Consider the following 24,893-nt stretch of genomic DNA (forward strand, 5'->3'; position numbering starts at 1 on the left):
TTATATCCTGAATTGACAATATCACCTTCATGAATCAAAAAGGTGCCTATGTTATAATAAAAGTCATGTAAAGATTTTGTTAGGAAAGGTTTTGACGAATAATGGCCGGATACACGCCAATGATGCAGCAATACTTAAAAATTAAGGCGGAATATGAGGATGCCTTTTTATTTTTTCGATTAGGAGATTTTTATGAAATGTTCTTTGAGGATGCACTTAAAGCTTCTCAGGAACTTGAAATAACACTGACAAGCCGTGAAGGAGGAACATCAGAAAGAATTCCAATGTGCGGAATTCCTTATCACTCTGCAGCGAATTATATTGATATTTTAATAGAACGGGGCTACAAAGTAGCGATTTGCGAGCAGACAGAGGATCCTAAACAGACAAAAGGAGTCGTAAAGCGAGAAGTAGTGCAGCTCATTACCCCTGGAACAAAAATGGATGGCAAAGGTCTTAATGAAAAAGAAAATAATTTTATTGCTGCCATTACTGAATTCCAAGACGGAACTTTTGGTTTTGCCTATACAGACCTTTCTACAGGTGAAAGCAAGGCAACGGTTATTCAGGGATCGTTTGATGACTTAGTAAATGAGTTTGCTATTTTAGGGGCAAAGGAGGCTGTCCTTCCAAGTGATTTCTCTGAAGACAAAAGAAAAAAATTACAGGAACGGGGTGCAGATGCCGTTTCTATAGAGGATAATTGTATCCTTAATGATGAGTTAGAAGAGTTGGTCCGTCCGTTAGCTGAAGAGAAAGCTGTTCTGTCGGTTTCACGGTTATTAAATTATTTATATCGGACACAGAAGAGAAGCTTAGATCATCTGCAGCCTGTCGAGTCATATGAAACATCGCACTATATGAAGATAGACTATTTTTCTAAACGGAATCTCGAACTGACAGAAACAATTCGGAGCAAAGGGAAAAAAGGCTCCCTGCTCTGGCTTCTTGATGAGACAAAGACCGCTATGGGCGGCAGGCTTTTAAAACAGTGGATTGACAGGCCGCTGATAAATAAGAACCAAATAGAAAAAAGACAAAATTTAGTAGAGATTCTTAAAAATCAATTTTTTGAGAGGGAAGACCTTCGGGAAAAGCTCAAGGAAGTGTACGATCTGGAACGGCTTGCCGGACGGGTGGCATTTGGAAATGTGAATGCCCGTGACCTTGTACAGTTAAACCGCTCGCTTATGCAGGTTCCTTCTATTAAAGAATTAATAGATTCTCTCGGCGACCGGCCAGAAAGCAAGGCTTTGGCAGAAAAATTGGATCCATGCCAGGAAGTCAGCGACCTTTTGAACCAAGCCCTTGTAGATAATCCGCCTTTGTCCATTAAAGAAGGGGGAATTATTAAGGATGGATTTAATGAAGAGCTGGATAATTACCGATACGCAAGCCGGAATGGAAAGACATGGATTTCAGAACTTGAGCGGGAAGAACGGGCCAGAACAGGCATTAAATCATTGAAAATTGGTTTCAACAGGGTATTTGGCTATTATATTGAAGTGACACGGGCTAACCTTCACTTATTGGAAGAAGGACGCTATGAGCGAAAGCAAACACTTACAAACGCAGAGCGCTTTATTACACCTGAATTAAAAGAAAAAGAAGCGTTAATCCTTCAGGCAGAAGAAAAAAGCCTGGGATTGGAATATGAGTTATTTGCAAAAGTCCGGGAGCAGGTTAAAGAATATATTCCGAGATTGCAAAGACTCGCCAAAGCCATCAGTGAACTGGATGTCCTTCAATGCTTTGCGGCTGTCAGCGAGGAGCGGCATTATGTAAAGCCTTCTTTTTCTGACAGCAGAGAAATCAAACTGACAGATGGCCGGCATCCTGTAGTAGAGAAAGTGCTGCAAAGTCAGGAGTATGTGCCGAATGATTGCTATATGGGAGACGGCCGTGACCTTTTATTGATTACCGGACCAAATATGTCAGGAAAAAGCACCTATATGCGTCAAATTGCCCTTACTGCGATTTTGGCGCAAATTGGTTGTTTTGTACCTGCAAAAGAAGCGATTCTTCCTATTTTCGATAAAGTTTTTACAAGAATCGGAGCAGCGGACGATTTAATTTCGGGACAAAGTACCTTTATGGTTGAAATGCTTGAAGCGAAAAATGCCATAATGAATGCAACCGGCAGCAGCCTGATTCTATTTGATGAAATAGGAAGGGGAACATCCACTTATGATGGTATGGCGCTGGCACAGGCTATTATAGAATATATTCACGATCATATTGGTGCAAAAACATTGTTCTCGACTCATTATCATGAATTAACTGCTTTGTCAGACAAGCTGGAGAAACTGGAGAATATTCATGTCAGTGCAGTCGAGAAAAACGGACATGTTGTTTTTCTGCATAAAATTAAACAAGGACCGGCAGATAAAAGTTACGGCATACACGTAGCCAAACTTGCAGAGCTTCCTGAATCCTTGATTCAAAGGGCATCTTCCATATTGGCTGAACTGGAACAGGGCAGTGAAGAACAGACATTACCAAAAGAAAAGCCTGCCGCTGCAGAGATTCCAGCCAGTCATACCATCCATGAACAGAAGGAAACATCCCAGCTTTCCTTTTTTGGCGAACCAGCTCCTGATAATAAGCAAGCCTTATTGTCCAAGGAGAAAAAAGTCTTAGAGGAATTACGAAATATAGACCTTCTTGAGTCAACTCCTCTTGAGGCCTTAAACCTTCTGTATAAATTGCAAAAGAAAGTAAAATAAATCAAGAAATGAGGCGGTTTCATGGGTAAAATTGTTCAGCTCGATGAAGCATTATCCAATAAAATTGCAGCTGGAGAAGTTGTTGAACGCCCTGCCTCGGTCGTGAAAGAACTGTTAGAAAATGCGATTGATGCAAGGAGTACGGTCATTGAGATCGAAGTGAAGGAAGCGGGACTGGAATCCATCAGAATTATAGATAATGGCGAAGGGATTTCAGAAGAAGATGTCAAGAACGCTTTTAAGCGTCATGCGACAAGCAAAATTAAAGATGAAAATGATTTATTTAGAATTAGGACACTTGGTTTTCGCGGGGAAGCGATGCCGAGTATTGCTTCGGTATCCCGCTTTGAAATGAAAACGAGCACAGGTGACAGCCAGGGAACAAGAATTCTTCTTGAAGGGGGAGTGATTAAAGAATATGAGCCTGCCTCGAGCAGAAAAGGGACTGATATTACGGTTTCAGACTTATTTTATAATACTCCTGCACGGCTGAAATATATGAAAACTGTGCATACAGAACTTGGCAATATAACGGATGTAGTCAACCGTATTTCACTGGCCCATCCCGATGTGTCCATAAGCCTTTCGCATAATGGAAAAAGGATTCTTCAAACGAATGGAAATGGTGATGTAAGACAGGTGCTGGCAGCGATATATGGTATCAATATGGCGAAGAAGATGATTCCCATCGAAGCAGCAACCCTCGATTACAAAATAAACGGCTATATTGTGCTTCCTGAAATTACACGGGCATCAAGGAATTACATTTCAACTATGATAAATGGACGTTTTATTAAAAATTATGGCCTTGTGAATGCGATTTTGGATGGTTACCATACACTTCTTCCAATTGGAAGATATCCGATTGCTCTCTTGTCTGTCGAGATGGATCCTATATTGGTTGATGTCAATGTACATCCTTCCAAAATGGAAGTCAGACTGAGCAAAGAGCAGGAATTATTCCGTGCTGTATCCAGCACAATCAAGGCAGCGTTCAGGAAGCGATCACTTATTCCAAGCGGTTTCACCCCTTTGGCCAAAAATCAGCCGAAGACTGAGCAGACTGTTCTTGAACTGGATCATGTAGTCAGTGAAGGAAAAAAAGTCCTTCAAGAAGTAAAAAAAGAAACAGCATTAATAAAAGATAAAGTGTCTCTTGAACAAATGGAGCACGCTGTTGAACAGCCTCATGTTCAGGAGACGGAAGATCCTTTTGAACAAATGAGCAGAGAAATTATTTTTGAAAACCAATACAGTCATGAACAAAGTCGGGATCACGAGGTAGAGGCACCATTTACAGATGAACTGAGAGATCAGAGCGGTTATCAATCTGCAGAAGAATTGACTACTTACGGTTTGGAAGCAGAAGAGGGATCCCATGAGGAGAGTAAGACAAGAGTTCCTCCAATGTATCCAATCGGGCAAATGCACGGCACCTATATTTTTGCCCAGAATGAGAATGGATTATATATTATTGATCAGCATGCAGCCCAGGAACGGATTAAATATGAATATTTTAAGGAAAAAGTCGGCAAAGTGGAAAATGAGCTTCAGGAAATGCTTGTTCCAATCCATTTAGAACTTTCAACCGATCAATGCATCCGAATTAATGAATACCGCGAGGAGTTACAAAAAGTCGGTATTTTTCTTGAAGAGTTTGGTCATAATTCCTATATTGTCCGTTCACATCCACAATGGCTCCCTAAAGGGATGGAACAGGAAATCTTAGAGGAAATGATTGAACAGCTGTTTTCAATGAAAAAAGTAGATGTAAAAAAACTAAGAGAAGAAGCAGCGATATTAATGAGCTGTAAGGCATCCATAAAGGCGAACAGGCATTTGCGAAACGATGAAATACAAGCTTTGCTGGATGAGTTGCGTTTTACCTCTGATCCGTTTACTTGCCCGCATGGAAGGCCCATTATTATTCACTATTCGATTTATGATATGGAAAAGATGTTTAAGAGGGTTATGTAATCAAATTGAGGTATTTTTTGTTGTTTTACCTTATTATGTAAATTTATGCACCGTACCCGGAAGATGTATTTCATGGAATACGGTGCTTATTTTTTAAAAGAAAAATCGAAGGAATCCAACTGATAAAATTTCATCTCTTGATTGTCTTGGTTTGAACAAGGTATTTCCTGGGTAAAATGGATACGTAATGAGCGAAATTAGAATTAAATGGCTTAGAGGATTTAACGATTTGTCCCTTTTTTATGGTAAGATAGGAAAAAATATATAAGGCAGTGGATGAATTGGTGCAAAAAAAGAAAAAACTTCTTGTGATTATCGGACCTACAGCTGTAGGGAAAACAAAATTAAGCATAGAATTGGCAAAGCGTTTTAATGGAGAAATAATAAGCGGGGATTCTATGCAAGTCTATAAAGGGATGGATATAGGAACGGCAAAGATCAAAGAAACAGAAAAAGAGGGCATTCCTCATCATCTGCTTGATATTTTGGAACCTGAGCAGGAATTCAGTGCAGCCCAATTTCAATCGAGAGCTAATGAAGCGATACAGGAAATACATACACGCGGTAAACTCCCTATCATTGTAGGAGGGACAGGTCTATACATACAATCTGTTATTTATGATTATCATTTTTCTGAATCTCCTTCTAATCCTGAATACCGCCAGGAACTAGAGCGGGAAGTAAAAGAAAAAGGAATAGAATCTGTTTTTCAAAAGCTGCAGGCTGTCGACCCGGATAGTGCCGGAAGGATCCACCCTAATAATAGCCGAAGAGTAATCCGTGCTCTTGAAATTTATCACTGTACAGGAAAAACGATGAGTGAACAATTGAGTGAACAAACAAAAGAATGGAAGTACGATACCTGTATTATAGGGCTTACTATGGACCGTGATTTACTGTACAGCCGAATTAATGCCCGTGTCGATGAGATGGTGAATGAAGGTCTTTTTGAAGAAGTAAGCTCTTTGTATCACAAAGGGCTCAGAGACTGTCAATCGATTCAGGCAATTGGCTACAAAGAAATCTACGGATTTTTGGAAGGAAATCTGACCAAAGAGTCTTCGATAGAAGCTTTAAAGCAGAATTCCCGCCGATTTGCAAAGCGCCAGCTGACATGGTTCCGCAATAAAATGGATGTCAAATGGTTTGATATGTCCAATTTAGAGCAATTTAGCAAAAAAACTGAAGAAATCTCTGCTTATATTGCAGGAAAGCTTTGTAATAAGGCGAATAAATAAATTTAGAGAGAATAGAGGAGGACTAGAAATGAAACAATCTGTTAATATTCAAGATCAATTTTTGAACCAGCTTAGGAAAGATGGAGTGTATGTAACGGTATTCTTATTAAACGGTTTCCAAATCAGAGGCCAAATTAAAGGATTTGACAATTTTACTGTCTTATTCGAATCGGAAGGGAAACAGCAGCTGGTATTTAAACATGCGATTTCTACATTCGCTCCTCAGCGAAATGTCCAAATTGATTATGAAGTGAAAGAGTGACATTTCAATTATATAAATCAAAAAACAGGCCTTCAGCTGAAGTGAACCCAAAAAGTTAGACACTTTATTTAGTTAGGCAACCTTGAGGGCATGAACTCGGTAATCAACCGGGCTCATGCCTTTTAATTTCGTTTTAATACGTTGGTGATTGTAATAATGGATATACTCCTCTAGTTCTTGTTTGAAATGCTCCATGCTGTCGAACTCTTGTAAATAAAGTAATTCAGATTTTAGTAGAAATTTTCTATAACGGCGTTATCGAGACAATTTCCCTTTCGGGACATACTTTGTGTAATGCCATGTGTCTTCAAGGATTGGGAATAGGATTTCAGTTGATAATGCCAACCTTGATCTGAATGGAGAATGGGTGTATCTCCTGATTCTAAATGCTTGATGGCTTGGTCCAACATCTTGTGGACTAACGAATAGGTAGGACGTGACTCTATTTGGTAGGCGATGATTTCTCCATTAAATAAATCAAGGATGGGAGATAGGTACAATTTTTCACCGTCACGTCCGTCACCCATTTTTCATGAGGCTTGGTGGCCTTAAAATCCCTTTGGAGTAGATTAGGCGCAACCTTTCCCACCTTGCCTTTGTAAGAACGATATTTCTTCATCCTTACCATACATTTTAACCCCAGCTTATTCATACCGAAGCACTGTTTTCTGCCGTATAAGTTGTATAGCGTTTTTCAAATGCACGCACTCCATGATGATTATACTGATGAATCCAATTAAGTAATACTGATGGGTGAACACCAATGGACTTAGCTATAGTTTTTTGTCCCTCTATTCCGCCTAAATACCTCTGTACAGCTTGTGTTTTCTGTCGTGCTGTAAATTTAGCCATATAAAAAACTGCACCTCCAATTGTTAGATGTGTCTAACAATTGGGGTGCAGTTCACAGCAAGGCCTGTTTTTTTGTTTGTAATATATGGTGTAAGCTCTTTTAAATGGAAAAAGCGAAAAGGATAATAATGGAGAAGTCTTTTGAATAGAATGGATTAGGCTGATTATTTCTTGGGAAAGCGCAGGATATGACAAATCTGCATCATTCCTTAAAAAAATAAGTGTAAAATGTCGCTAAAGACAGAGCGGCTGTCTCCTCACTGTCATATTAGGTCGCTTTGCCCCGAAAGTTAATAAAAATGCAACCTTTAAATTGGTTTGTGGGAAATTTCCCTCCCTGTTTTACGGGAAATGTTCATCTGTGAGGTGAAAGTTTTGGAACAGCCGATAAGGAAAAAGAATAAGGGACAGATAAATATTGTTTTTAATGGCGCGAATCGAAACCCGCCCGAAAAGAAGCCGCTGATTAAAGAAATACCGGCTTCCAAGGCGATTCCCCAGCATCATATAGCATTAAAAGAAATTGAGAATGAGTTGGACGCACTGGTTGGAATGGAAGAGATGAAGAGGATTATAAAAGAAGTCTATGCCTGGATATATGTGAATCAAAAAAGAGAAATAAAGGGATTGAAAGCAGGAAGCCAAGTATTGCATATGATGTTTAAAGGAAACCCAGGGACTGGAAAAACAACGGTTGCCCGTTTGATTGGAAAATTGTTTTTGAAAATGGAAGTGTTGTCAAAAGGCCATCTTATTGAAGCGGAGAGGGCAGATTTAGTGGGAGAATATATAGGCCATACAGCTCAAAAGACAAGGGACCTTATCAAAAAGGCAATCGGAGGCATTTTATTCATTGATGAAGCTTATTCATTAGGGCGCGGAGGAGAAAAGGATTTCGGAAAAGAAGCGATAGACACGTTAGTCAAGCATATGGAAGATCGGCAAAATGAATTTATTCTTATTCTTGCTGGCTATCCAAGGGAAATGGAATATTTCCTCAGCCTTAACCCTGGTCTTCATTCCCGATTCCCGCTCGTAGTGGAATTTCCTGATTATACGGTTAACCAGCTGATGGAAATCTCTTCGCAAATGCTTTTAGAAAGAGAGTATACAATGAGCGGGGATGCAGAAAGAAAGCTAAGAGAACATTTAATGTTAATTCGCTCTTATCCGTCAGGCGTGTCATTTTCGAATGGCCGGTATATCCGAAATATAATTGAAAAATCAATAAGGGCACAGGCGATGCGTCTGTTATTAGAGGATTCATTTGAAAAGGGAGATTTATTGACGATTCGAAGCCAAGATCTAATCCTGGAAAAAAAAGAGGAATGAGGAAGCGAGTAATCCGCTTCCTCATTCCTCCTCTATGCTTTAACCTGAAATCGTTTATTGGGCAATCTCCATTTATAAACATAAGACAGTACTCGAAGAACTGTGATGGCTGCGAAAAGAAAATAGAGTTCCCAAGCTTCCTCCAACAGTCCGATTCCAATTATGGCACCTGCAAGGATGGACCAGACACATAGATTTCATCCCTGAATACTAATGGTTTCCTTCCGGCAAGCACGTCTCTGATAATACCGCCTCCGCATCCTATCAGAGCTGCAGCAGCTATACACGCGCTTAGCGGGAGTTCCAGCTCCACTGCATATAAAGTGCCTTGGATGGCAAAGGCAGATAAACCAATGGCATCCGAGAAATTCCCCCACTTGCCCCAATGCTTCAGCGCATTTCCTGGAAAAAGAAAAACAGCTGTAATGGATAAGAGAGCAATGATGAAATAAGAACCCTGAATCCATAAGGCGGAAACGGGAACTCCAATAAGCAGATTCCGGATTGTCCCGCCTCCAAATGCAGTTACTATCCCTAGAATATAAACACCAAGCAAATCATATTCCTCTTCAATAGCTATAATTGCTCCGCTTACTGCAAAAGCGATCGTTCCAATGATCGTGAGTATTTCCCATGTCATGTTTATTTTACCTCAAGCTATATTTTTAAAGCGGTGAAGCCGAAGTTGATTTTAGCATGTTTGACTAATTTTGGCATTAGTTTTTTAATGTGTATATTTCTTATAGGATACAGCAGGCATAACTGGTGGTGCTTTTTTATATAGCAGGGCATATTTCCCTGGCAGCAAAGCAGAAATGGTTGTGAAGTAATCAGGAATCATTCTCTAAAGTTTAAATCCCCGTTATACAGGAAAAAATCGTAAAGAACGGTGTGTTGTTGTTTCTTCCCTTGAATAACGTTGTATAATAGAAAGGATGAGGCCTTTTATAGGGAAGATTGTAAAACATGCATCGAAGAAAACAGACATTATAAAGGAAATGGTTTGAGTAACAAAAGAAATAATCTATCTAAGAGGAGCTATTATGTACGAGCAATTAACACACGGGGGAATTTTACAAAAAATCGTGAAAGAAGCGGAAATGAAAATTGCCCCTTTTCATGCAAAAATCGAAGAAAATATAACAACGAATCAATTCAGAGTGCTGAACAGTTTTCAAAAACATAAAGTGAGTGATTCGAATTTTATTCCATCAACAGGATATGGATATGATGATTATGGCAGAGATACTTTAGAAGCGATCTTCGCCGAAGTTTTTGGTGCAGAAGCCGGTTTGGTGAGACCGCAAATCATTTCCGGCACTCATGCCATCTCTACTGCATTATTCGGAATTTTAAGACCAAATGATGAATTATTGTACATTACAGGGAAACCTTATGATACACTAGAAGAAATTGTCGGAATTCGCGGTAAGGGTATAGGCTCATTGAAAGAATTTAACATCTCTTATCAAGCAGCGGAACTTACCTCTTCTGGCGGTATTGATTTCGAAGCGGTAAAAGCGGCTGTCCATTCCAATACAAAAATGGTCGGTATCCAGCGTTCTAAAGGGTATGCGACACGTCCTTCATTTACAATAAGCGAGATCCAAGAAGCTATTCAGTTTGTAAAAAATATCAACCCTGAAATTATCGTGTTTGTCGATAATTGCTATGGTGAATTTGTTGAAACTGTGGAGCCTTGTCATGTAGGAGCTGACTTAATGGCAGGTTCGCTTATAAAAAATCCAGGGGGTGGGCTTGCCAAAACCGGGGGTTATATTGTAGGTAAGCAAAGTCTAGTAGAAGCATGTTCTTACCGCCTTTCATCTCCGGGAATCGGAGCTGAAGCAGGGGCATCTCTTTACAGTCTGCAGGAAATGTATCAAGGATTCTTTCTGGCGCCCCATGTTGTCGGCCAAGCTCTGAAAGGGGCGGTTTTTACAGCTGCTTTTCTGGAAATGCTGGGAATGAATACGGAACCTAAATGGAATGCAGAACGAACGGATCTTATACAATCGGTGCAATTTGATGATCCGGATAAAATGGTTGCCTTTTGCCAAGCCGTCCAATTCGCTTCACCGATCAACTCACATGTAACTCCGTACCCAGCCTATATGCCGGGATATGAAGATGACGTGATCATGGCAGCTGGAACTTTTATTCAGGGGGCAAGCCTTGAATTGACTGCTGATGGACCGCTGAGGGCGCCTTATGTTGCTTATGTCCAGGGCGGTCTGACCTATTCACATGTAAAATTAGCAGTGCTGACCGCTGTGGACCGGCTAATTGAGAAAAAATTATTAACCGTTTAAATGAAGAGCAAAGCAGCTGAATCAATCATCCAGCTGCTCTGCTATAAAAATAAGGCGAGACAGCTTTTGAAAAGTCGCATAATTCATGCTAATTTTAATAATCTTAAAAAAATGTGTGACAAAAGATAACATATTATTGACAACAAACCTTACATATATTAAGCTTTTATTATGATAAAGTTAAGGAGGATGCTAATGAGCGGCAACAACATTAGGCGTTCGATGCCACTCTTCTCCATCGGAGTTGTAATGCAGCTGACAGAGTTGTCTGCACGTCAGATTCGATATTATGAAGAGCATCAGTTAATTACTCCTATGAGAACAGATGGAAATCGCAGGCTATTTTCTCTGAATGATATCGACAGACTCCTTGAAATAAAGGATTTGATTGAACAGGGAGTGAATTTGGCAGGCATTAAAAAAATTTTCACTGTGAAGGAAAATGAAGAACCTAAACAGCACGATCTTGAGCAAGCTGAAAAAATCAGACAGGACCTTAGTGATGAAGAATTAAGGAAATTGCTCAGGGCTGAGCTTATGCAAAGTCAAGGGGGAAAAAACCGTACTTCATTGCGTCAGGGAGATATGTCTAGATTTTTCTATTAAATAATTAATGATCACTTGGGGAGGAATGGAAAGATGGCAAAGTACACACGCGAAGATATCACTAGATTGGCGAAAGAAGAGAATGTTAAATATATTCGTCTTCAATTTACAGATATCTTAGGAACAATCAAAAATGTGGAAATCCCGGTAAGTCAGCTGGAAAAAGCGCTTGACAACAAAATGATGTTTGATGGATCTTCAATTGAAGGTTTTGTACGTATTGAAGAATCAGATATGTATTTATACCCTGACTTAGATACATGGGTGGTTTTCCCTTGGACTTCTGAAAAAGGCAAAGTGGCCCGTCTTATTTGTGATATCTATAATACAGATGGAACACCATTCGAAGGTGACCCTCGTGCGAACCTAAAAAGAGTTCTTGCTGAAGCAAGAGAAATGGGCTTTACTAACTTTAATTTAGGGCCGGAGCCTGAATTCTTCTTGTTCAAGCTTGATGAAAAAGGAGAGCCTACTCTTGAATTGAATGATAAAGGCGGATATTTTGACCTTGCACCGACTGATTTAGGGGAAAACTGCCGCCGTGATATCGTACTAGAACTTGAGGAAATGGGCTTTGAAATCGAAGCTTCCCACCACGAAGTGGCGCCAGGCCAGCACGAAATCGATTTTAAATATGCTGATGCTGTCACTGCATGCGATAATATCCAAACATTTAAACTGGTTGTTAAAACAATCGCCCGCAAGCACGGACTGCATGCAACCTTCATGCCAAAACCGCTTTTCGGCGTAAACGGATCAGGCATGCACTGTAACGTATCCTTATTCAAAGAAAATGAAAATGCATTCTTTGATAAAGGCGGAAAACAAGAATTGTCTCAAACAGCTGAGCAATTTATTGCAGGGATTATCAAGCATGCACCAGCTTTCACTGCAGTAACAAACCCAACTGTTAACTCATATAAGCGTTTGGTACCTGGCTATGAAGCGCCTTGTTATGTGGCGTGGTCCGCTAAAAACCGCAGCCCGCTGATCCGTATCCCGGCATCCCGCGGCGTCAGCACACGTGTAGAGGTTCGAAGTGTAGACCCTGCAGCAAATCCTTATCTTGCATTAGCTGTTCTTCTAAAAGCTGGTCTTGATGGAATCAAGAACGAATTGACTCCTCCGGCTCCAGTAGACCGCAATATCTATGTAATGTCTAAAGAAGAGCGCGAAGAAGTAGGCATCGTTGATCTGCCGGCTACTTTATATGCAGCACTTGAAACATTAAAAGCTGATGAAGTTATTAAAGAAGCTCTTGGCGGTCACTTGTTAGAACACTTTATTGAAGCGAAAGAGATTGAATGGGATATGTTCCGTACCCAGGTTCACCCATGGGAGCGCGACCAATACATGACAATGTATTAATCTATGAAACCCTTGGCACTCTAAGTGTCAGGGGTTTTTTATTTATGTGGGCAAAAGTTTATAATTATTTCAGTTTCATAGTCTGCCCACAACTTTCCCACAATTATTTCATTAATGTATCTAGGTGTTTTTCTAAATCAAATGAGAATAAAGCTATATTTTCTAATATCATTATTTCGCTATATCATCAGGCCGCTGAAAAACAGCGGTCTATTTATATTGTCAGCTTGGATAAAAGAAGGCAAATGTATCGGTTATGTTTGGAAGAAGGGAGAAATAAAAAGAGGGAAATAAGAGACAGATTACTATCTATGTATTTTTAATCAAGGATAGAGTTTATAGAAAAAATAAAAAATCAGTATATTTAGTATTTAAGTTAATATACTACAGCAAAACGTTTAACTGCAAACAAGATAAAAGGGTCTGCTTCTTAAGAAAAGGGGTCAAGGCCATACAGCAAAACGTTTAGCTGATTAGAAAAGGGGGCGGAGATTTGAAAGAGACAGTCATTGTCGGAATGGCCCGGACGGCAATCGGCACGATGAATGGTGCGATAAAGGATGCAGAAGCGTCTGATTTAGGGGCAGCAGCCATTCGTGAAGCGGTCAAGAGGTCAGGTATTGCAAATGAACAAGTTCAAGAAGTAGTGATGGGGTGTGTCGGGCAAATAGCTGAGAACGCTTTTGTTGCCAGGATGTGTGCAATTAAGGCTGGACTTCCGACTACCAGTACTGCCTATACGGTTAATCGGTTATGCGGTTCAGGTTTGCAGGCTATTAATAATGCAGTGCAGCAAATTCAAACAAAAAATGCGGAGATTATTGTTGCCGGCGGGACTGAAAATATGGACTTATATCCTTTTTATATCCGTAAAGGAAGATATGGATACCGCTATGGCCATGCTGAGCTGGAGGATGGTTTAATGACAGCTCTGACAGATCCTTTTGGGCAATATGCAATGGGAGTGACTGCGGAAAAAGTAGCCTCTAAGTTTAATATAACACGTGAAGAACAGGATCTCTTTGCCTATCAGAGCCAGGTAAAAGCAATGAACGCAATTGAAAGCGGTTACTTTTATGAACAGATTGTATCGTTTGAATTAAAGGATCGGAAGGGCAGCCTAAAGGTCTTCGATACGGATGAACATCCGAGACAAACGTCTATAGAAAAACTTTCAACATTAAAACCGGCCTTTGAGAAAGGCGGCACTGTGACTGCAGGCAATTCATCGGGAATAAACAATGGGGCAGCAGCTCTTGTCCTGATGTCACGTGAAAAAGCCGAGGAGCTTGGTTTAAAACCGATCGCGTATGTAAGAGAACAGGCCGTAGCAGGAGTGGAGCCAGAAATAATGGGCTTTGCACCATCACCCGCGGTTAAAGCCTTGCTTAAAAAAGCAAATTTGACACTGGATGATATTGATTTAATCGAACTGAACGAAGCTTTTGCGGCGCAATCACTTGCTGTTATAAAAGATTTAGAAGTGAATCCAGACAAAGTCAATGTAAACGGGGGCGCTATATCTTTAGGCCACCCAATTGGAGCTTCCGGAGCAATCATTACGATTAAACTTCTGTCAGAGCTGAAGCGCCGCGGACTAAAAAGAGGAATCTCAACGATGTGCATTGGCGGCGGGCAGGGGATTGCGACTATTTTTGAAATGGCATAGCAGATATTGGGAGGTGTAATAATGATTGACCATACTGGAAAAATCGCGGTTGTTACCGGAGCTGCCCGAGGTCTTGGAAAAGGGATAGCTGAAAAGCTTGCCACACTTGGCGCACATGTCATCATAAGCGATTTGAATGAGGAAGGTTTACATCACGCAGCAGAAGAGATCAGGAGGCAGGGCGGACATGCAGAATGGCATGTCTGTAACATCACAGACCGGGAACAGGCAAGAAGGCTGATAGAAGATTCAGCAGTAAAATACGGACAATTGGATATTCTTGTGAATAATGCAGGCATCAATCGTGACTCAATGCTTTATAAGATGAGTTATGAACAATGGGACGCAGTGATAGATGTTAATTTAACAGGAGTATTTAATACAATGCAGCCTGCAAGCAAAATTATGGATAAACAAGCAAACGGGCGCATCATCAATATCTCGTCAGCTAGCTGGCTTGGAAATGTAGGTCAGGCGAATTATGCAGCCGCTAAAGCAGGTGTCGTAGGGCTTACGAAAACAGCAGCCAGGGAGCTTGGTAAAAAAAATGTAACGGTCAATGCGGTTTGCCCAGGGTTTATTGAAACGGATATGACGAGAGGAGTGCCTAAAAAAGTATGGGATTTGATGGTTTCAAAAATTTCTATGGGCAGAGTCGGAACACCTGAAGACGTTGCAAACTGCATTGCATTCCTTGCTTCCGAACAAGCCTCATATATCACAGGGGAAGTTGTAAATGTTGGCGGAGGCATGATTCTATAACGTTTCACCTAAAAAACTGCTGGAGGAATCTTATGAAACTATTTAAAAGAAGTTTTTATATGGCTCTTATTGCAGGAACAGTTCTATCTTTGGCTGCGTGCGGAGGCGATGCGGATAGCAAAAGCTCGGGGGAAAAAATGGTCTTTGATGTAAGTCTTCCGCTGGGTCCGGGTTCTCATCAGGATGTGGGAGTCCAGGCGTTCGGTGAGGAGCTTGAAAAATTGTCTGATGGGAGGCTGACGATCAAATCACATCACAATAATTCTCTCGGCGGCGAACGGGAAGTCGTAGAGGGAATGTCTATTAATTCCATCGATTTAGGAATAACCTCTACAGGTCCTTTAGGAGGGTTCGTACCGGAGTATTTCATGTTTGATATGCCTTACTTATTTAATGACTATGAACATGCATATGCGGTACTTGACAGTGAAATAGGTGAGGAGCTGGCACAAAAATTAGAAGAACAGGCAAATGTTAAAGTTCTTGCGTGGATGGAAAATGGTTTTCGGAATGAGACAAATAGTATCCGTCCGATTCATACGCCTAAAGACTTAAAAGGAATCAAGCATCGAACACAAGAATCAGAAGTTCAAGTTGATACGTGGAAAGCACTTGGAACAAACGCTACTCCAATGGCCTGGCCGGAAGTATATACAGCTCTGCAGCAAGGGGTAATGGAAAGTCAGGAAAACCCGCTCCCAACTATTTATGATGTCAAATTCTTTGAAGTGCAGGAACATTTGGCAATGACAAAACATGTATATTCACCGGCTCCTTTAATGATGAGCAAGCAGTTATTTGAGTCCCTTTCAGAAAAAGATCAGAAACTCGTCCTAAAAGCAGCTCAAGCAGCGCTGCCAATTCAGCGAAAGGCAAGTCAGGAGCAGGCAGAGGAAATGAAAAGAAAGCTGGAAGAGGAAGGTATGAAAGTGACAGAACCGGACTTAGAATCTTTTAAACAAGCAGTAGAACCTGTATATAAAAAATGGGCACCTCAAATAGGAGAAGAAATGATTGAGAAAGTCCGTCATTTTAAGTATTGACTTGTTAAGAAAGAAAAATGGATGGCCGATCCATTTTTCTTCTCTTAAGGAGAGGGGGAGCAAAATATGATAGGTGTTCTTAGAGGGTATCTGCGTGTAATAGATTTCGTAAATCAAATCCTTGGCTGGATCTTAGCTTTAATGCTTGGGCTTATGACAGTGCTGATCACATGGCAGGTTTTTGCCAGATTTGTTGTAGGCAATTCTTTAACATTCTCAGAAGAAGTAGCCCGGTTTTTAATGATTTGGATTACACTTCTCGGAGCAGCCTATGCTGCACGGCAAGGTACATTGATTGCAGTGGAACTGATGCCAGATCTATTAAAAGGGGCTGCGAGAAAAGCAGTGAGAATTATTGCGCATTTTTTAGCACTTGTATTCTACATCATTTTGATTCGATATGGCTGGGAAATTGCACAGTCTGTATCATTTCAGAGAGCTCCAGCTACTGCCATTTCTATGTTTTGGCCAATGTTAGGTATATGCGCAGGGGGGGTGTTTTTATTTTTAAATACACTTGCAGTGCTGTTTGAAGAAGTAATTGGAAAGGAGGAACGGTAAATGGTTGTGCTTCTCTTTATCATTTTGCTTGGTCTTTTTGCACTTAGTGTTCCTATAGCAACATCGCTTGGTTTAGCAACATCATTTGTTGCCTGGCAGGGGGATGTTTTTGGGCTGCAGGTTATTCCGCAGCAAATATTTAATTCCATCAATTCCTTTCCGCTGATGGCGATACCCTTTTTCATTTTAGCGGGGTATTTAATGGAAGTGGGCGGGATTTCACAAAAGCTGATTGATTTTGCAAGTACTCTTGTCGGTCATATTACCGGTGGTCTTGCCATGGTAGCGATCATTACGTCAATGTTTTTCGCTGCTATTTCCGGATCCGGAGCTGCTACAACAGCAGCAATTGGTTCGATTATGATACCGGCAATGATTGCAAAAGGGTATGAAGTTCGGTATGCCAGTGCAAATCAGGCAGTCTCTGGAGCTTTGGGAGTCATCATACCGCCAAGTATTCCGTTAATTCTTTACGGGATAGCTGCACAGGTTTCAGTTGGCGAAATGTTTATGGCGGGTGTGTTTCCGGGGGTTTTTGTGACAGGTACTTTATTAATTGCCGCATATTTTGTAGCGAAGAAGAAGGGATACAAGGGTGTTAAAAAAAGCAATTTTAAAGAAATTTTGGTAGCATTAAAAGGAGCAATATTATCTTTATTAATGCCAATTATTGTTTTGGGGGGGATTTATGGAGGCGTTTTCACACCGACTGAAGCTGCGGTCATAGCAGTTGTCTATTCGTTTCTAATCGGATTCTTTGTCTATCGTAAAATTAAATTGAAAGATCTTGTTCCTATTTTCAAAGACTCATCTGTTACGACATCTGTTGTGATGATAGTGATTGGCACTGCCGGATTATTCAGCTTTTTTATCAACCGTTTAGGTGTCCCGACAATGATATCTGAGTTCTTTTTAACGATTACTTCAAGTGCTGCTGTCTTTATCATTCTAGTAAATATACTTCTGCTAATTACCGGCATGTTTATAGAAGCAGCGGCCGCAATCTTGATTCTTGTGCCGATTTTATTGCCGATTTCGACAAGTCTTGGGATTGACCCGGTTCACTTTGGAGTCATTATGGTCGTAAACTTGGCTATTGGCCTTGTTACGCCGCCTGTCGGAATTAATCTTTTTGTAGCTGTACAAATATCCAAATTAAAAATATCAGCCATTTCAAGGGCGATTGTCCCTTTTGTGATCATTTTATTTGTCGATGTTCTGGTTATTAGCTTTTGGCCATCCTTATCTTTATGGCTGCCATCGATCGTAAGCAAATAAATGAATAGGAGAGAGATATGAATTATTCAATCGAATCCAGTTTACGGGGAAAAGTATGTTTAATTACAGGAGGTACAAAAGGAATTGGTAAAGAGTGTGCATTACAAATGGCAAAAATGGGAGCAAGAGTCGCAATTGCTGCAAGAAATCAGGTTGAATTGGACCGAGTAACTGAAAAATTAAAAGAATACCATGCCGACATTGTTGGCGTTCAGGCAGATGTATCATCTATCCATCAAATCAAAGAACTATTCCGTGCAGTAAAAAAAGCATTTGGTACACTTGATATTCTTATTAATAGTGCCGGAACAAATATTCGCACGCCAGCCAAAGACGTAACGGAAGAAGAGTGGGATACCATTATGGATTTGAATGTAAAAGGCTCCTTTTTTTGCGCACAAGAGGCTGCAAAATTGATGTCGCCTGAAAAAGTGTGCAAAATTATTACCATTTCTTCTCAATATGGTCATATTGGTTCAGCCAACCGGTCGGTGTATTGTACGAGCAAAGGCGGAGTAGAACTAATGACTAAAGCACTTGCCGTTGAATGGTCCCCCCATATTCTAGTGAATTGCGTGGCACCGACCTTTATTGAAACGGACTTAACACAGGTGCTTTTCAAAGATGAAAAAACAAAGAAGACTCTTTTGGACCGTATCCCTGTACAGCGTGCCGGCACTGTAGAAGATGTTACAGGGGCAGTTCTTTATTTAGCTTCCGATCTATCGAATATGGTGACAGGAACCTCGCTGGTTGTAGACGGCGGATGGACTGCCGGGTAAAAAAGCAAAAAAAGGAGGAGAATGATGGAGAATCTTGGTATTTTGGGAGCAGGAACAATGGGTCACTCCATAGCACTGGCCGCTGCCTGGGCTGGAATGGCACCGACTGTTTATGGAGTCGATCAAGAAGATATAACGAGAGCAGCAGAAGGAGTGAGGATCAAATTAACCACACTTGAAAGAGAAGGAGTATGCAGCGCTGAAGAAAATAGGAGAATCCAGGACCGAATACGTTTTACGGATTCATTTAAAGAAACGATCAAAAATGCTACGTTCATTATTGAAGCGGCCCCTGAAAACCTGCCATTAAAGCAGCAGCTGTTTCAAAAGTTAGATATGTATTGTGATAAAAATGTTATTTTGGCAAGCAATACATCGGGATTGAGCCCTACAGAGATTGCTTCTGAGGTTAATTATCCAGAAAGAACAGTTGTCACACACTTTTGGAATCCGGCTCATTTGATCCCGCTTGTTGAGGTGATCAGAGGCGAACATACATCTAATGAAACAGTAAATCGGTCTCTCGAACTTCTGAGAAACATGAAAAAGAAACCGATTGAAGTAAAAAAAGATATATTAGGTTCCATCGTAAATCGTCTGCAGTACGCCTTGTTTCGGGAAGCGCAATATATTTTAGAACAGGGAGCTGCGACAAAAGAAGATATAGATGCAGCCGTTAGATACAGTATTGGGAGAAGACTGCCGGTAACGGGCCCCTTCTTAACGGCTGATATGGGCGGGCTGGATGTTTTTCATGCTATATCAAACTATTTATTTCAAGATTTATCGAAAGCAGATGAATCACTAAGTGAAATGAAGCGGCTTGTAGAAAGCGGTCGATTTGGCCAAAAAACGGGTCAGGGATTTTACGAATGGAATGAACCGTTTACTAAAGAAATAAATGAAAAGAGAGAACGGACATTAATTGAATTTTTAAAAAAGGATTATGAAGAGATGGAATAGAAATAGGTTTCAAGATAACATCCTAATAGAAACGGAGCTGGCGAAATAATGAGAGGAAAAGCAGCAATCATTACTGGTTCAAGCAGTGGAATTGGCAAAGAAATAGCATTGCGTTTAGCAAAAGAAGGTGTAAATATAACCATTAACTATTCCTCATCAAAAGATCAGGCTTACCAAGTGAAAGAAGAAATCGAAAAATTAGATGGACAATGCGTGATTGTCCAAGGGTCTGTAGCGGAGGAAAGAGTTTCAAGAAAATTGGTAGAAGAGACCGTTAAGGCTTTTGGAAGGGTAGATATTCTTGTGAATAATGCAGGGACAACAAACTTCGTCGAACACCGTGATTTAGAAGGATTAAAAGAGGAGTTTTGGGATAATGTGATGGACGTAAATGTGAAGGGAACCTTTTTTTGCTCCCGTGCTGCTGCAGAAGAATTAAAGAAACAGCGCGGGTGTATTGTTAATATTACCTCTGTTGCGGGCCAAACAGGACTTGGCAGTTCAATTGCTTATGCAGCATCCAAAGCAGCAGCCAACAGTCTTACGAAATCGCTGGCACGCGTATTGGCACCAGAAGTGCGGGTGAACAGTATTGCTCCTGGCGTAGTCGCGACAAGATGGATAGAAGGTCATGAAGATCAAATGAAAGAACTTAGTGAAGCAACGCCGCTTGGACGGATGGCCACCCCAGAAGATATTGCTGATGCTGTTTATGGTCTTATTGCGCATTCACATTTTGTTACCGGCGAAATTATCCGTGTAGACGGAGGCATGTTTATTAACTGATCACAAGAACCAAGAAAAGAGGGAATCGATGAGTATTCAAAAAGTCGGAGTACTGGGCGCGGGACTGATGGGTGCAGGAATTACTCAAGCAATTGCTCAAGGCGGATTTCACGTTTCATGGATCGATATTTCAGAAGAACAATTACATTCAGGTAGGAACGCAATAAGCAAAATATTAAATCGAGATATTGAAAAGGGTCGTAAAACAGAACAGAATAAGCTGGATATTATGGATCGAATTTATTCGTATACGGATTTAACCGTTTTATCAGATGCAGATCTTATTATAGAGGCAGTTCCCGAGAATTTAAAACTAAAGAAAAGTGTATTTAAACAATTAGATCAAGTGGCAAAGGAAGGGGCTATTCTAGCCACGAATACTTCAGGTCTGTCAGTAACAGCGATGGCAGCCGTGACTAAACGCCCTGAATATTTTGTTGGTGCCCATTTCTTCTATCCAGTGCCAAAAATGGATTTGCTGGAAATTACTCCAGGATTGCTGACTTTGCCAGAAGTAGTCGATGAAATGAAAGAATTTTCTGTGAAAATAAACAAAGAACCGGTTGAATGCAAAGATTATCCTGGGTTTATTGTTAATCGATTGTTGGTTCCGATGGTGAATGAAGCAATTTATCTTGTAATGGAAGGGGTAAAACCGGAAGATGTGGATGCAGCGATGATGCTTGGGGCGAATCATAAAATGGGACCGATTACTTTGGCAGATTTTGTTGGGCTCGAAACACTTTTGGCTACAATGCAGGGACTTTACGACGGGTTTCAAGATTCAAAATACCGTCCCTGTCCATTGCTTGTAAAGATGGTCGAATCTGGCCGTCTAGGCCGTAAAACCGGCGCAGGTTTTTATGAATACGATGAAAAAGGGAATAAAATATCCGGCTGTTGAGCGAGAAAAATACTGTAAAATTGAACGTGTTCTATTTTACCCACATTCTATGAATCTCACTCATAATGAATGAAAACGTTTAATATAGTAAATGGAGGCATCTTTACTTTGAAACTAGCAACTGAAAAATAATCGATCAAATTCTTATGAATGGTTGAAGTGTTTCATGATTTATTTATGAAAAAACTCGGATGCTTTCAGCTAAACGTTTCACTTGGAGTGAGAACAATGGTGACAATAAAAGATGTTGCAAGAACAGCGAACGTTTCAATTGCTACTGTTTCGGCTGTAATTAACCAGAATAAATTTGTAAGTGAAGAATTAAAAGAAAGAGTCGAGAAAGCAATACATGAGCTCCGGTATCGTCCCAATAAGGTGGCCAGAAGCTTAAAAAAGAAAGAAACAAAATTAATTGGAGTTGCTGTGACAGAAGTAACAAATCCTTTTTATCCCCATTTATTAAAAGGGGTAGAAGATACAGCGCTTGACTATGGGTATAATGTTCTTCTTTGTACAACAGGTGATGATCCCAGTAAAGAATTAGAACTGGTTCAATCGATGGCCGATCAGGGAGCGGATGGAATTATTCTTGGTACGGCTGACCAAGCCGATTCTGAGAGTATTGTCTTTTTAGAGGAAGCAAAGATTCCTTATGTTCTGATCAACCGATCACCTTCAGAATATAAAGGAAGCCTGGCGCGCATAAATAGTTATCTTGTCGGAGAAATGGCAGCTCAGTATTTAACAGATTTAGGCCATGATAAGTTGATCTTTATAGGCGGGGATCGTTTAAATAGCTGGGAGCGTGAGAGAGCGTTTATTGATACGCTTAAGACCAAGGATATTTCACTCGGGCCAGACCGGATAATTAGAAGTGAATATAGGAGTGAGAGAGTATATAATGATATTCAAAATTTAATAAAAGATAGACAAATAATGCCTACAGCTATTTTTGCAGCGAGCGATATAATGGCTTTTGGTGCAATTAAAGCACTGCTGGATTATGGAGTCAAAGTACCGGAAGATGTATCCGTAATGGGAGCTGATAATATTCCTTTTTCGGAAGATTTTAAAGTCCCGCTCACTACAATTGATGCGAAAGCTTATGAAATTGGAAAATGTGGATGTGATTTGCTGATTCAAGCTGTGAACCATCGGACGGAAGAATTTGAACATAAGCAGATTTTTCTAAAGCCTGTTCTTATAGAAAGAGACAGCTGTAAAAGTGTGAAGCATCATTAAGACATAATGTGTCAAAACTTCTAAAAATTAAGATCTTCAAAAGGGGATTATTTCACTTTGGAAGGAATGAGAATATGCCGCAAGAACTTAAAGCAAATGAACTGGCGGGCTCTATAAAGAGTGGCAGCACCATTGCTCTGGTCGGTTTTGGCGGGATGGGACAGTGTGATAAGATTTTACAGGCGATTGGCAAAGAATTTCGGGAAAAGGGAAAACCGAATCATTTAACCGTTTTTCATACAGCGGGACAGTCGGACCGTACAAATGGGATCGAGAACATTGCAGAGGAAGGGTTGATTTCAAGAATTATTGGAGGCCACTGGGGACTTGCTCCAAAAACACGCAAATTAATTGAAGAAAACAAGGTTGAGTGCCACTGCTGGCCCCAGGGGCAGCTGACCCACCTGTTAAGAGCGATGGCGAATAAAATGCCGGGACATATCTCGCCTGTCGGTCTTGGTACCTTTGTAGATCCAAGGGTGGAAGGCGGTAAGTTTAACGAACGGGCAAAAAAAGAGAAAGATCTGGTTAAGCTCATTCACATCGATGAAGAGGCATTTCTCATGTATTCTTCCATTCCATTTGATTACGTATTTATCAGAGGAACCAGTATAGACGAAGAAGGAAATGTGACGACAGAAGAAGAACCTCTTAAACTTGAAATTCTGTCTGCAGCACAGGCAGCTAAAGCTTACGGGGGGAAAGTAATTGCACAGGTAAAGTACACTGCGAAAAAAGGATCATTCCATCCGAAAGATATAGTGGTGCCCAGTTACTTAATTGACGGATTTGTATTGGCAGAAAATCCAGAAACAGAGCACCGTCAAGCGCCGCTTACTGTTTACTCACCCGTTTATAATGGCAATGTGAAAACACCGGTTAAAAACATGGAGGCCATTCCGCTCGATATACGCAAAGTCATAGGCAGGAGGGCTGTGCAGGAGCTTTATAAAGGTGCAGTAGTCAATTTGGGGATAGGCATTCCAGGCGATGTGATCGGTCCGATTACGAATGAAGAAGGTATAAATGAAGACTTAAAGCTGACACTTGAATCAGGGATTATTGGCGGAGTGCCAGTTGGCGGAAATTCGTTTGGTATTGCTCAAAATGCGACGGCTATAATAGAACATGAATATTTATTTGATTTCTATCATGGTGCAGGAATTGATGTCACCTTTATGGGAGCGGCTGAAGTCAATGGGCGAGGAAACGTAAATGTTTCTAAATTTGCAGGACGCAGCGTTGGAAGCGGGGGATTTATTGATATAACTCAAACGGCTAAAAAGGTGATTTTTTGCACGACGTTTACAGGTGGCGGACTTGAAATCCAGGTGAAAGATGGCAAACTGTCTATTGTTAAAGAGGGGAAAATTAAAAAATTCATCAAAGATGTTCAGCAAATCACCTTTAGCGGAGAGTATGCAGCTCGCAGTAAAAAACAGGTGATGTATGTAACGGAACGAGCGGTTTTCAGTTTAACAAATGAAGGCTTGGTTCTGAAGGAAATTGCACCAGGAATTGACGTAGAAAAGGATATATTAGCTCATATGGAATTTAGACCGGAGATCTCTCCGAATTTAAAAGAAATGGACGGTATTGTTTTTCGTGAAGGGAAAATGAAATTAAACGAAAAATGGCTGACCGAAAATCCATTATTTCCATTTCAAACAGCTTAAGAAATTTTGAGAAAAGCTAGTAAAATGAATAATGTAATTAAGGCAGGATAGGTTTCATTACAAAATGTAATGGTTAAGGTACATAATTAATCTATGAAAACAACTCAGCATAAGAACATGCAGGAACCGACCCTTATTAAAGTCGATACATTTACATTTTGTTAGCTGAAAACTCAAATCCCACAGAAAAACAGTTCTTTTCTGGGTTTGTTTAATCTATGAAACAGGCGAAAATCATAAGAAACATTAATTTAGTAAAAAATATCTGAATAATCTAGTTATTATTTCCCGTCGGTGGTATATATATCAAAAGGCTTCTTTTTATCAACCATGGGAGAGTGGTAAGGATGGATATCCAAGCAAAGATCTATGTCACGAAGGATAGTGTTTATGTGTATGGAGACATTACACAAAAGCCGATTAAATTAGAGAACAAATCGATGGAAGAATCATACCTGATTGGCGAAGCATACAGAAAATTTGAACGGCTGAATGCTCTGAATCAAGGAGAAAATCATAATTGAGAGTAACAGGAATCTTCTCTTTTTAAGGGA

Annotated in this window: 21 protein-coding genes and 2 pseudogenes; 20 read left to right on the forward strand and 3 right to left on the reverse strand. The window is 40.4% G+C overall.

Going from position 1 to position 24,893, the window contains the following annotated elements; genetic code table 11:
• Nucleotides 1-101 precede the first annotated feature (101 nt).
• The 4 genes from mutS (at nucleotide 102) to hfq (ending at nucleotide 6,203) form a co-directional block, all read left to right on the forward strand.
• The gene (gene mutS / locus BQ4305_RS20095; RefSeq protein WP_199880771.1) at nucleotides 102-2,726 is read left to right on the forward strand and encodes a DNA mismatch repair protein MutS; all 2,625 of its coding nucleotides are present in this window, start codon (nucleotides 102-104) and stop codon (nucleotides 2,724-2,726) included.
• A 21-nt stretch (nucleotides 2,727-2,747) separates the two neighbouring features.
• Nucleotides 2,748-4,703, forward strand: coding sequence for a DNA mismatch repair endonuclease MutL (gene mutL / locus BQ4305_RS20100; RefSeq protein WP_110929498.1), 1,956 nt, complete (start codon nucleotides 2,748-2,750; stop codon nucleotides 4,701-4,703).
• Between the two features lie 284 nt (nucleotides 4,704-4,987).
• Complete coding sequence (miaA, locus tag BQ4305_RS20105) at nucleotides 4,988-5,941, forward strand: tRNA (adenosine(37)-N6)-dimethylallyltransferase MiaA (RefSeq protein WP_110929710.1); 954 nt, start codon at nucleotides 4,988-4,990, stop codon at nucleotides 5,939-5,941.
• 28 nt (nucleotides 5,942-5,969) lie between these two features.
• Nucleotides 5,970-6,203: an RNA chaperone Hfq gene (gene hfq / locus BQ4305_RS20110; RefSeq protein WP_199880772.1), complete on the forward strand. Its 234-nt coding sequence runs from the start codon at nucleotides 5,970-5,972 to the stop codon at nucleotides 6,201-6,203.
• A 72-nt stretch (nucleotides 6,204-6,275) separates the two neighbouring features.
• Here the strand turns inward: hfq and BQ4305_RS21955 are convergent.
• Nucleotides 6,276-6,855 (reverse strand): annotated as a pseudogene (locus BQ4305_RS21955) (IS3 family transposase); the annotation flags it as partial.
• On the reverse strand, nucleotides 6,852-7,055 hold the full coding sequence (locus BQ4305_RS20125; RefSeq protein WP_110929501.1) for a transposase: 204 nt from the start codon (nucleotides 7,053-7,055) through the stop codon (nucleotides 6,852-6,854). The gene BQ4305_RS20125 and the pseudogene BQ4305_RS21955, both read right to left, overlap by 4 nt.
• 375 nt (nucleotides 7,056-7,430) lie before the next feature.
• On the opposite strand from BQ4305_RS20125, the gene spoVK reads away from it, so the two are divergent.
• The gene (spoVK, locus tag BQ4305_RS20130) at nucleotides 7,431-8,387 is read left to right on the forward strand and encodes a stage V sporulation protein K (protein ID WP_110929502.1); all 957 of its coding nucleotides are present in this window, start codon (nucleotides 7,431-7,433) and stop codon (nucleotides 8,385-8,387) included.
• 32 nt (nucleotides 8,388-8,419) lie between these two features.
• Here the strand turns inward: spoVK and BQ4305_RS20135 are convergent.
• Nucleotides 8,420-9,027, reverse strand: a pseudogene (locus BQ4305_RS20135) (trimeric intracellular cation channel family protein).
• A gap of 403 nt (nucleotides 9,028-9,430) precedes the next feature.
• Between BQ4305_RS20135 and BQ4305_RS20140 the strand changes: the two are divergent.
• From BQ4305_RS20140 to BQ4305_RS21715, 15 genes are all read left to right on the forward strand, one after another.
• Entirely contained in the window at nucleotides 9,431-10,699 is a 1,269-nt protein-coding gene (locus tag BQ4305_RS20140; protein ID WP_110929503.1) for a methionine gamma-lyase family protein, read from the forward strand.
• A 195-nt stretch (nucleotides 10,700-10,894) separates the two neighbouring features.
• On the forward strand, nucleotides 10,895-11,305 hold the full coding sequence (locus BQ4305_RS20145) for a MerR family transcriptional regulator (RefSeq protein ID WP_110929504.1): 411 nt from the start codon (nucleotides 10,895-10,897) through the stop codon (nucleotides 11,303-11,305).
• Between the two features lie 33 nt (nucleotides 11,306-11,338).
• Entirely contained in the window at nucleotides 11,339-12,673 is a 1,335-nt protein-coding gene (glnA, locus tag BQ4305_RS20150; protein WP_110929505.1) for a type I glutamate--ammonia ligase, read from the forward strand.
• Between the two features lie 493 nt (nucleotides 12,674-13,166).
• Nucleotides 13,167-14,342: a thiolase family protein gene (locus BQ4305_RS20160; protein ID WP_110929507.1), complete on the forward strand. Its 1,176-nt coding sequence runs from the start codon at nucleotides 13,167-13,169 to the stop codon at nucleotides 14,340-14,342.
• 21 nt (nucleotides 14,343-14,363) lie between these two features.
• The gene (gene fabG / locus BQ4305_RS20165; protein WP_110929508.1) at nucleotides 14,364-15,104 is read left to right on the forward strand and encodes a 3-oxoacyl-ACP reductase FabG; all 741 of its coding nucleotides are present in this window, start codon (nucleotides 14,364-14,366) and stop codon (nucleotides 15,102-15,104) included.
• 32 nt (nucleotides 15,105-15,136) lie between these two features.
• Entirely contained in the window at nucleotides 15,137-16,147 is a 1,011-nt protein-coding gene (locus BQ4305_RS20170) for a TRAP transporter substrate-binding protein (RefSeq protein ID WP_199880773.1), read from the forward strand.
• 66 nt (nucleotides 16,148-16,213) lie between these two features.
• Entirely contained in the window at nucleotides 16,214-16,708 is a 495-nt protein-coding gene (locus BQ4305_RS20175; protein ID WP_110929509.1) for a TRAP transporter small permease, read from the forward strand.
• Nucleotides 16,709-17,986, forward strand: a complete 1,278-nt coding sequence (locus BQ4305_RS20180; protein WP_110929510.1) for a TRAP transporter large permease — start codon at nucleotides 16,709-16,711, stop codon at nucleotides 17,984-17,986.
• A gap of 17 nt (nucleotides 17,987-18,003) precedes the next feature.
• Complete coding sequence (locus BQ4305_RS20185) at nucleotides 18,004-18,768, forward strand: SDR family NAD(P)-dependent oxidoreductase (RefSeq protein ID WP_110929511.1); 765 nt, start codon at nucleotides 18,004-18,006, stop codon at nucleotides 18,766-18,768.
• A 21-nt stretch (nucleotides 18,769-18,789) separates the two neighbouring features.
• A complete protein-coding gene (locus tag BQ4305_RS20190) occupies nucleotides 18,790-19,731 on the forward strand; it encodes a 3-hydroxyacyl-CoA dehydrogenase family protein (protein ID WP_324611609.1) in 942 nt (313 codons plus the stop codon).
• A gap of 48 nt (nucleotides 19,732-19,779) precedes the next feature.
• Nucleotides 19,780-20,517 carry an SDR family NAD(P)-dependent oxidoreductase gene (locus tag BQ4305_RS20195; protein ID WP_199880774.1) on the forward strand — a complete coding sequence of 246 codons (738 nt, stop codon included), beginning with the start codon at nucleotides 19,780-19,782 and terminating at the stop codon, nucleotides 20,515-20,517.
• A gap of 28 nt (nucleotides 20,518-20,545) precedes the next feature.
• Nucleotides 20,546-21,421 (forward strand): 3-hydroxyacyl-CoA dehydrogenase family protein, encoded by an 876-nt coding sequence (locus tag BQ4305_RS20200; RefSeq protein WP_110929514.1) that lies wholly within the window; start codon nucleotides 20,546-20,548, stop codon nucleotides 21,419-21,421.
• 228 nt (nucleotides 21,422-21,649) lie between these two features.
• Nucleotides 21,650-22,663: a LacI family DNA-binding transcriptional regulator gene (locus BQ4305_RS20205; protein WP_110929515.1), complete on the forward strand. Its 1,014-nt coding sequence runs from the start codon at nucleotides 21,650-21,652 to the stop codon at nucleotides 22,661-22,663.
• A 74-nt stretch (nucleotides 22,664-22,737) separates the two neighbouring features.
• Nucleotides 22,738-24,339, forward strand: a complete 1,602-nt coding sequence (locus BQ4305_RS20210) for an acyl CoA:acetate/3-ketoacid CoA transferase (RefSeq protein WP_110929516.1) — start codon at nucleotides 22,738-22,740, stop codon at nucleotides 24,337-24,339.
• A 347-nt stretch (nucleotides 24,340-24,686) separates the two neighbouring features.
• Nucleotides 24,687-24,863: a hypothetical protein gene (locus BQ4305_RS21715; protein WP_199880775.1), complete on the forward strand. Its 177-nt coding sequence runs from the start codon at nucleotides 24,687-24,689 to the stop codon at nucleotides 24,861-24,863.
• Nucleotides 24,864-24,893: the final 30 nt, after the last annotated feature.

The sequence above is a fragment of the Bacillus massiliglaciei genome (genome assembly GCF_900098925.1).
Lineage (GTDB): Bacteria > Bacillota > Bacilli > Bacillales > DSM-1321 > Peribacillus > Peribacillus massiliglaciei.

Bases quoted from the DNA above. Each gene is read 5' to 3' on its own strand.
- mutS (WP_199880771.1), top strand. From the start codon at position 102: ATGGCCGGATACACGCCAATGATGCAGCAATACTTAAAAATTAAGGCG.
- mutL (WP_110929498.1), top strand. From the start codon at position 2,748: ATGGGTAAAATTGTTCAGCTCGATGAAGCATTATCCAATAAAATTGCA.
- hfq (WP_199880772.1), top strand. From the start codon at position 5,970: ATGAAACAATCTGTTAATATTCAAGATCAATTTTTGAACCAGCTTAGG.
- BQ4305_RS20125 (WP_110929501.1), bottom strand. From the start codon at position 7,055: ATGGCTAAATTTACAGCACGACAGAAAACACAAGCTGTACAGAGGTAT.
- BQ4305_RS20140 (WP_110929503.1), top strand. From the start codon at position 9,431: ATGTACGAGCAATTAACACACGGGGGAATTTTACAAAAAATCGTGAAA.
- BQ4305_RS20145 (WP_110929504.1), top strand. From the start codon at position 10,895: ATGAGCGGCAACAACATTAGGCGTTCGATGCCACTCTTCTCCATCGGA.
- glnA (WP_110929505.1), top strand. From the start codon at position 11,339: ATGGCAAAGTACACACGCGAAGATATCACTAGATTGGCGAAAGAAGAG.
- fabG (WP_110929508.1), top strand. From the start codon at position 14,364: ATGATTGACCATACTGGAAAAATCGCGGTTGTTACCGGAGCTGCCCGA.
- BQ4305_RS20170 (WP_199880773.1), top strand. From the start codon at position 15,137: ATGAAACTATTTAAAAGAAGTTTTTATATGGCTCTTATTGCAGGAACA.
- BQ4305_RS20175 (WP_110929509.1), top strand. From the start codon at position 16,214: ATGATAGGTGTTCTTAGAGGGTATCTGCGTGTAATAGATTTCGTAAAT.
- BQ4305_RS20180 (WP_110929510.1), top strand. From the start codon at position 16,709: ATGGTTGTGCTTCTCTTTATCATTTTGCTTGGTCTTTTTGCACTTAGT.
- BQ4305_RS20185 (WP_110929511.1), top strand. From the start codon at position 18,004: ATGAATTATTCAATCGAATCCAGTTTACGGGGAAAAGTATGTTTAATT.
- BQ4305_RS20190 (WP_324611609.1), top strand. From the start codon at position 18,790: ATGATGGAGAATCTTGGTATTTTGGGAGCAGGAACAATGGGTCACTCC.
- BQ4305_RS20195 (WP_199880774.1), top strand. From the start codon at position 19,780: ATGAGAGGAAAAGCAGCAATCATTACTGGTTCAAGCAGTGGAATTGGC.
- BQ4305_RS20200 (WP_110929514.1), top strand. From the start codon at position 20,546: ATGAGTATTCAAAAAGTCGGAGTACTGGGCGCGGGACTGATGGGTGCA.
- BQ4305_RS20205 (WP_110929515.1), top strand. From the start codon at position 21,650: ATGGTGACAATAAAAGATGTTGCAAGAACAGCGAACGTTTCAATTGCT.
- BQ4305_RS20210 (WP_110929516.1), top strand. From the start codon at position 22,738: ATGCCGCAAGAACTTAAAGCAAATGAACTGGCGGGCTCTATAAAGAGT.
- BQ4305_RS21715 (WP_199880775.1), top strand. From the start codon at position 24,687: ATGGATATCCAAGCAAAGATCTATGTCACGAAGGATAGTGTTTATGTG.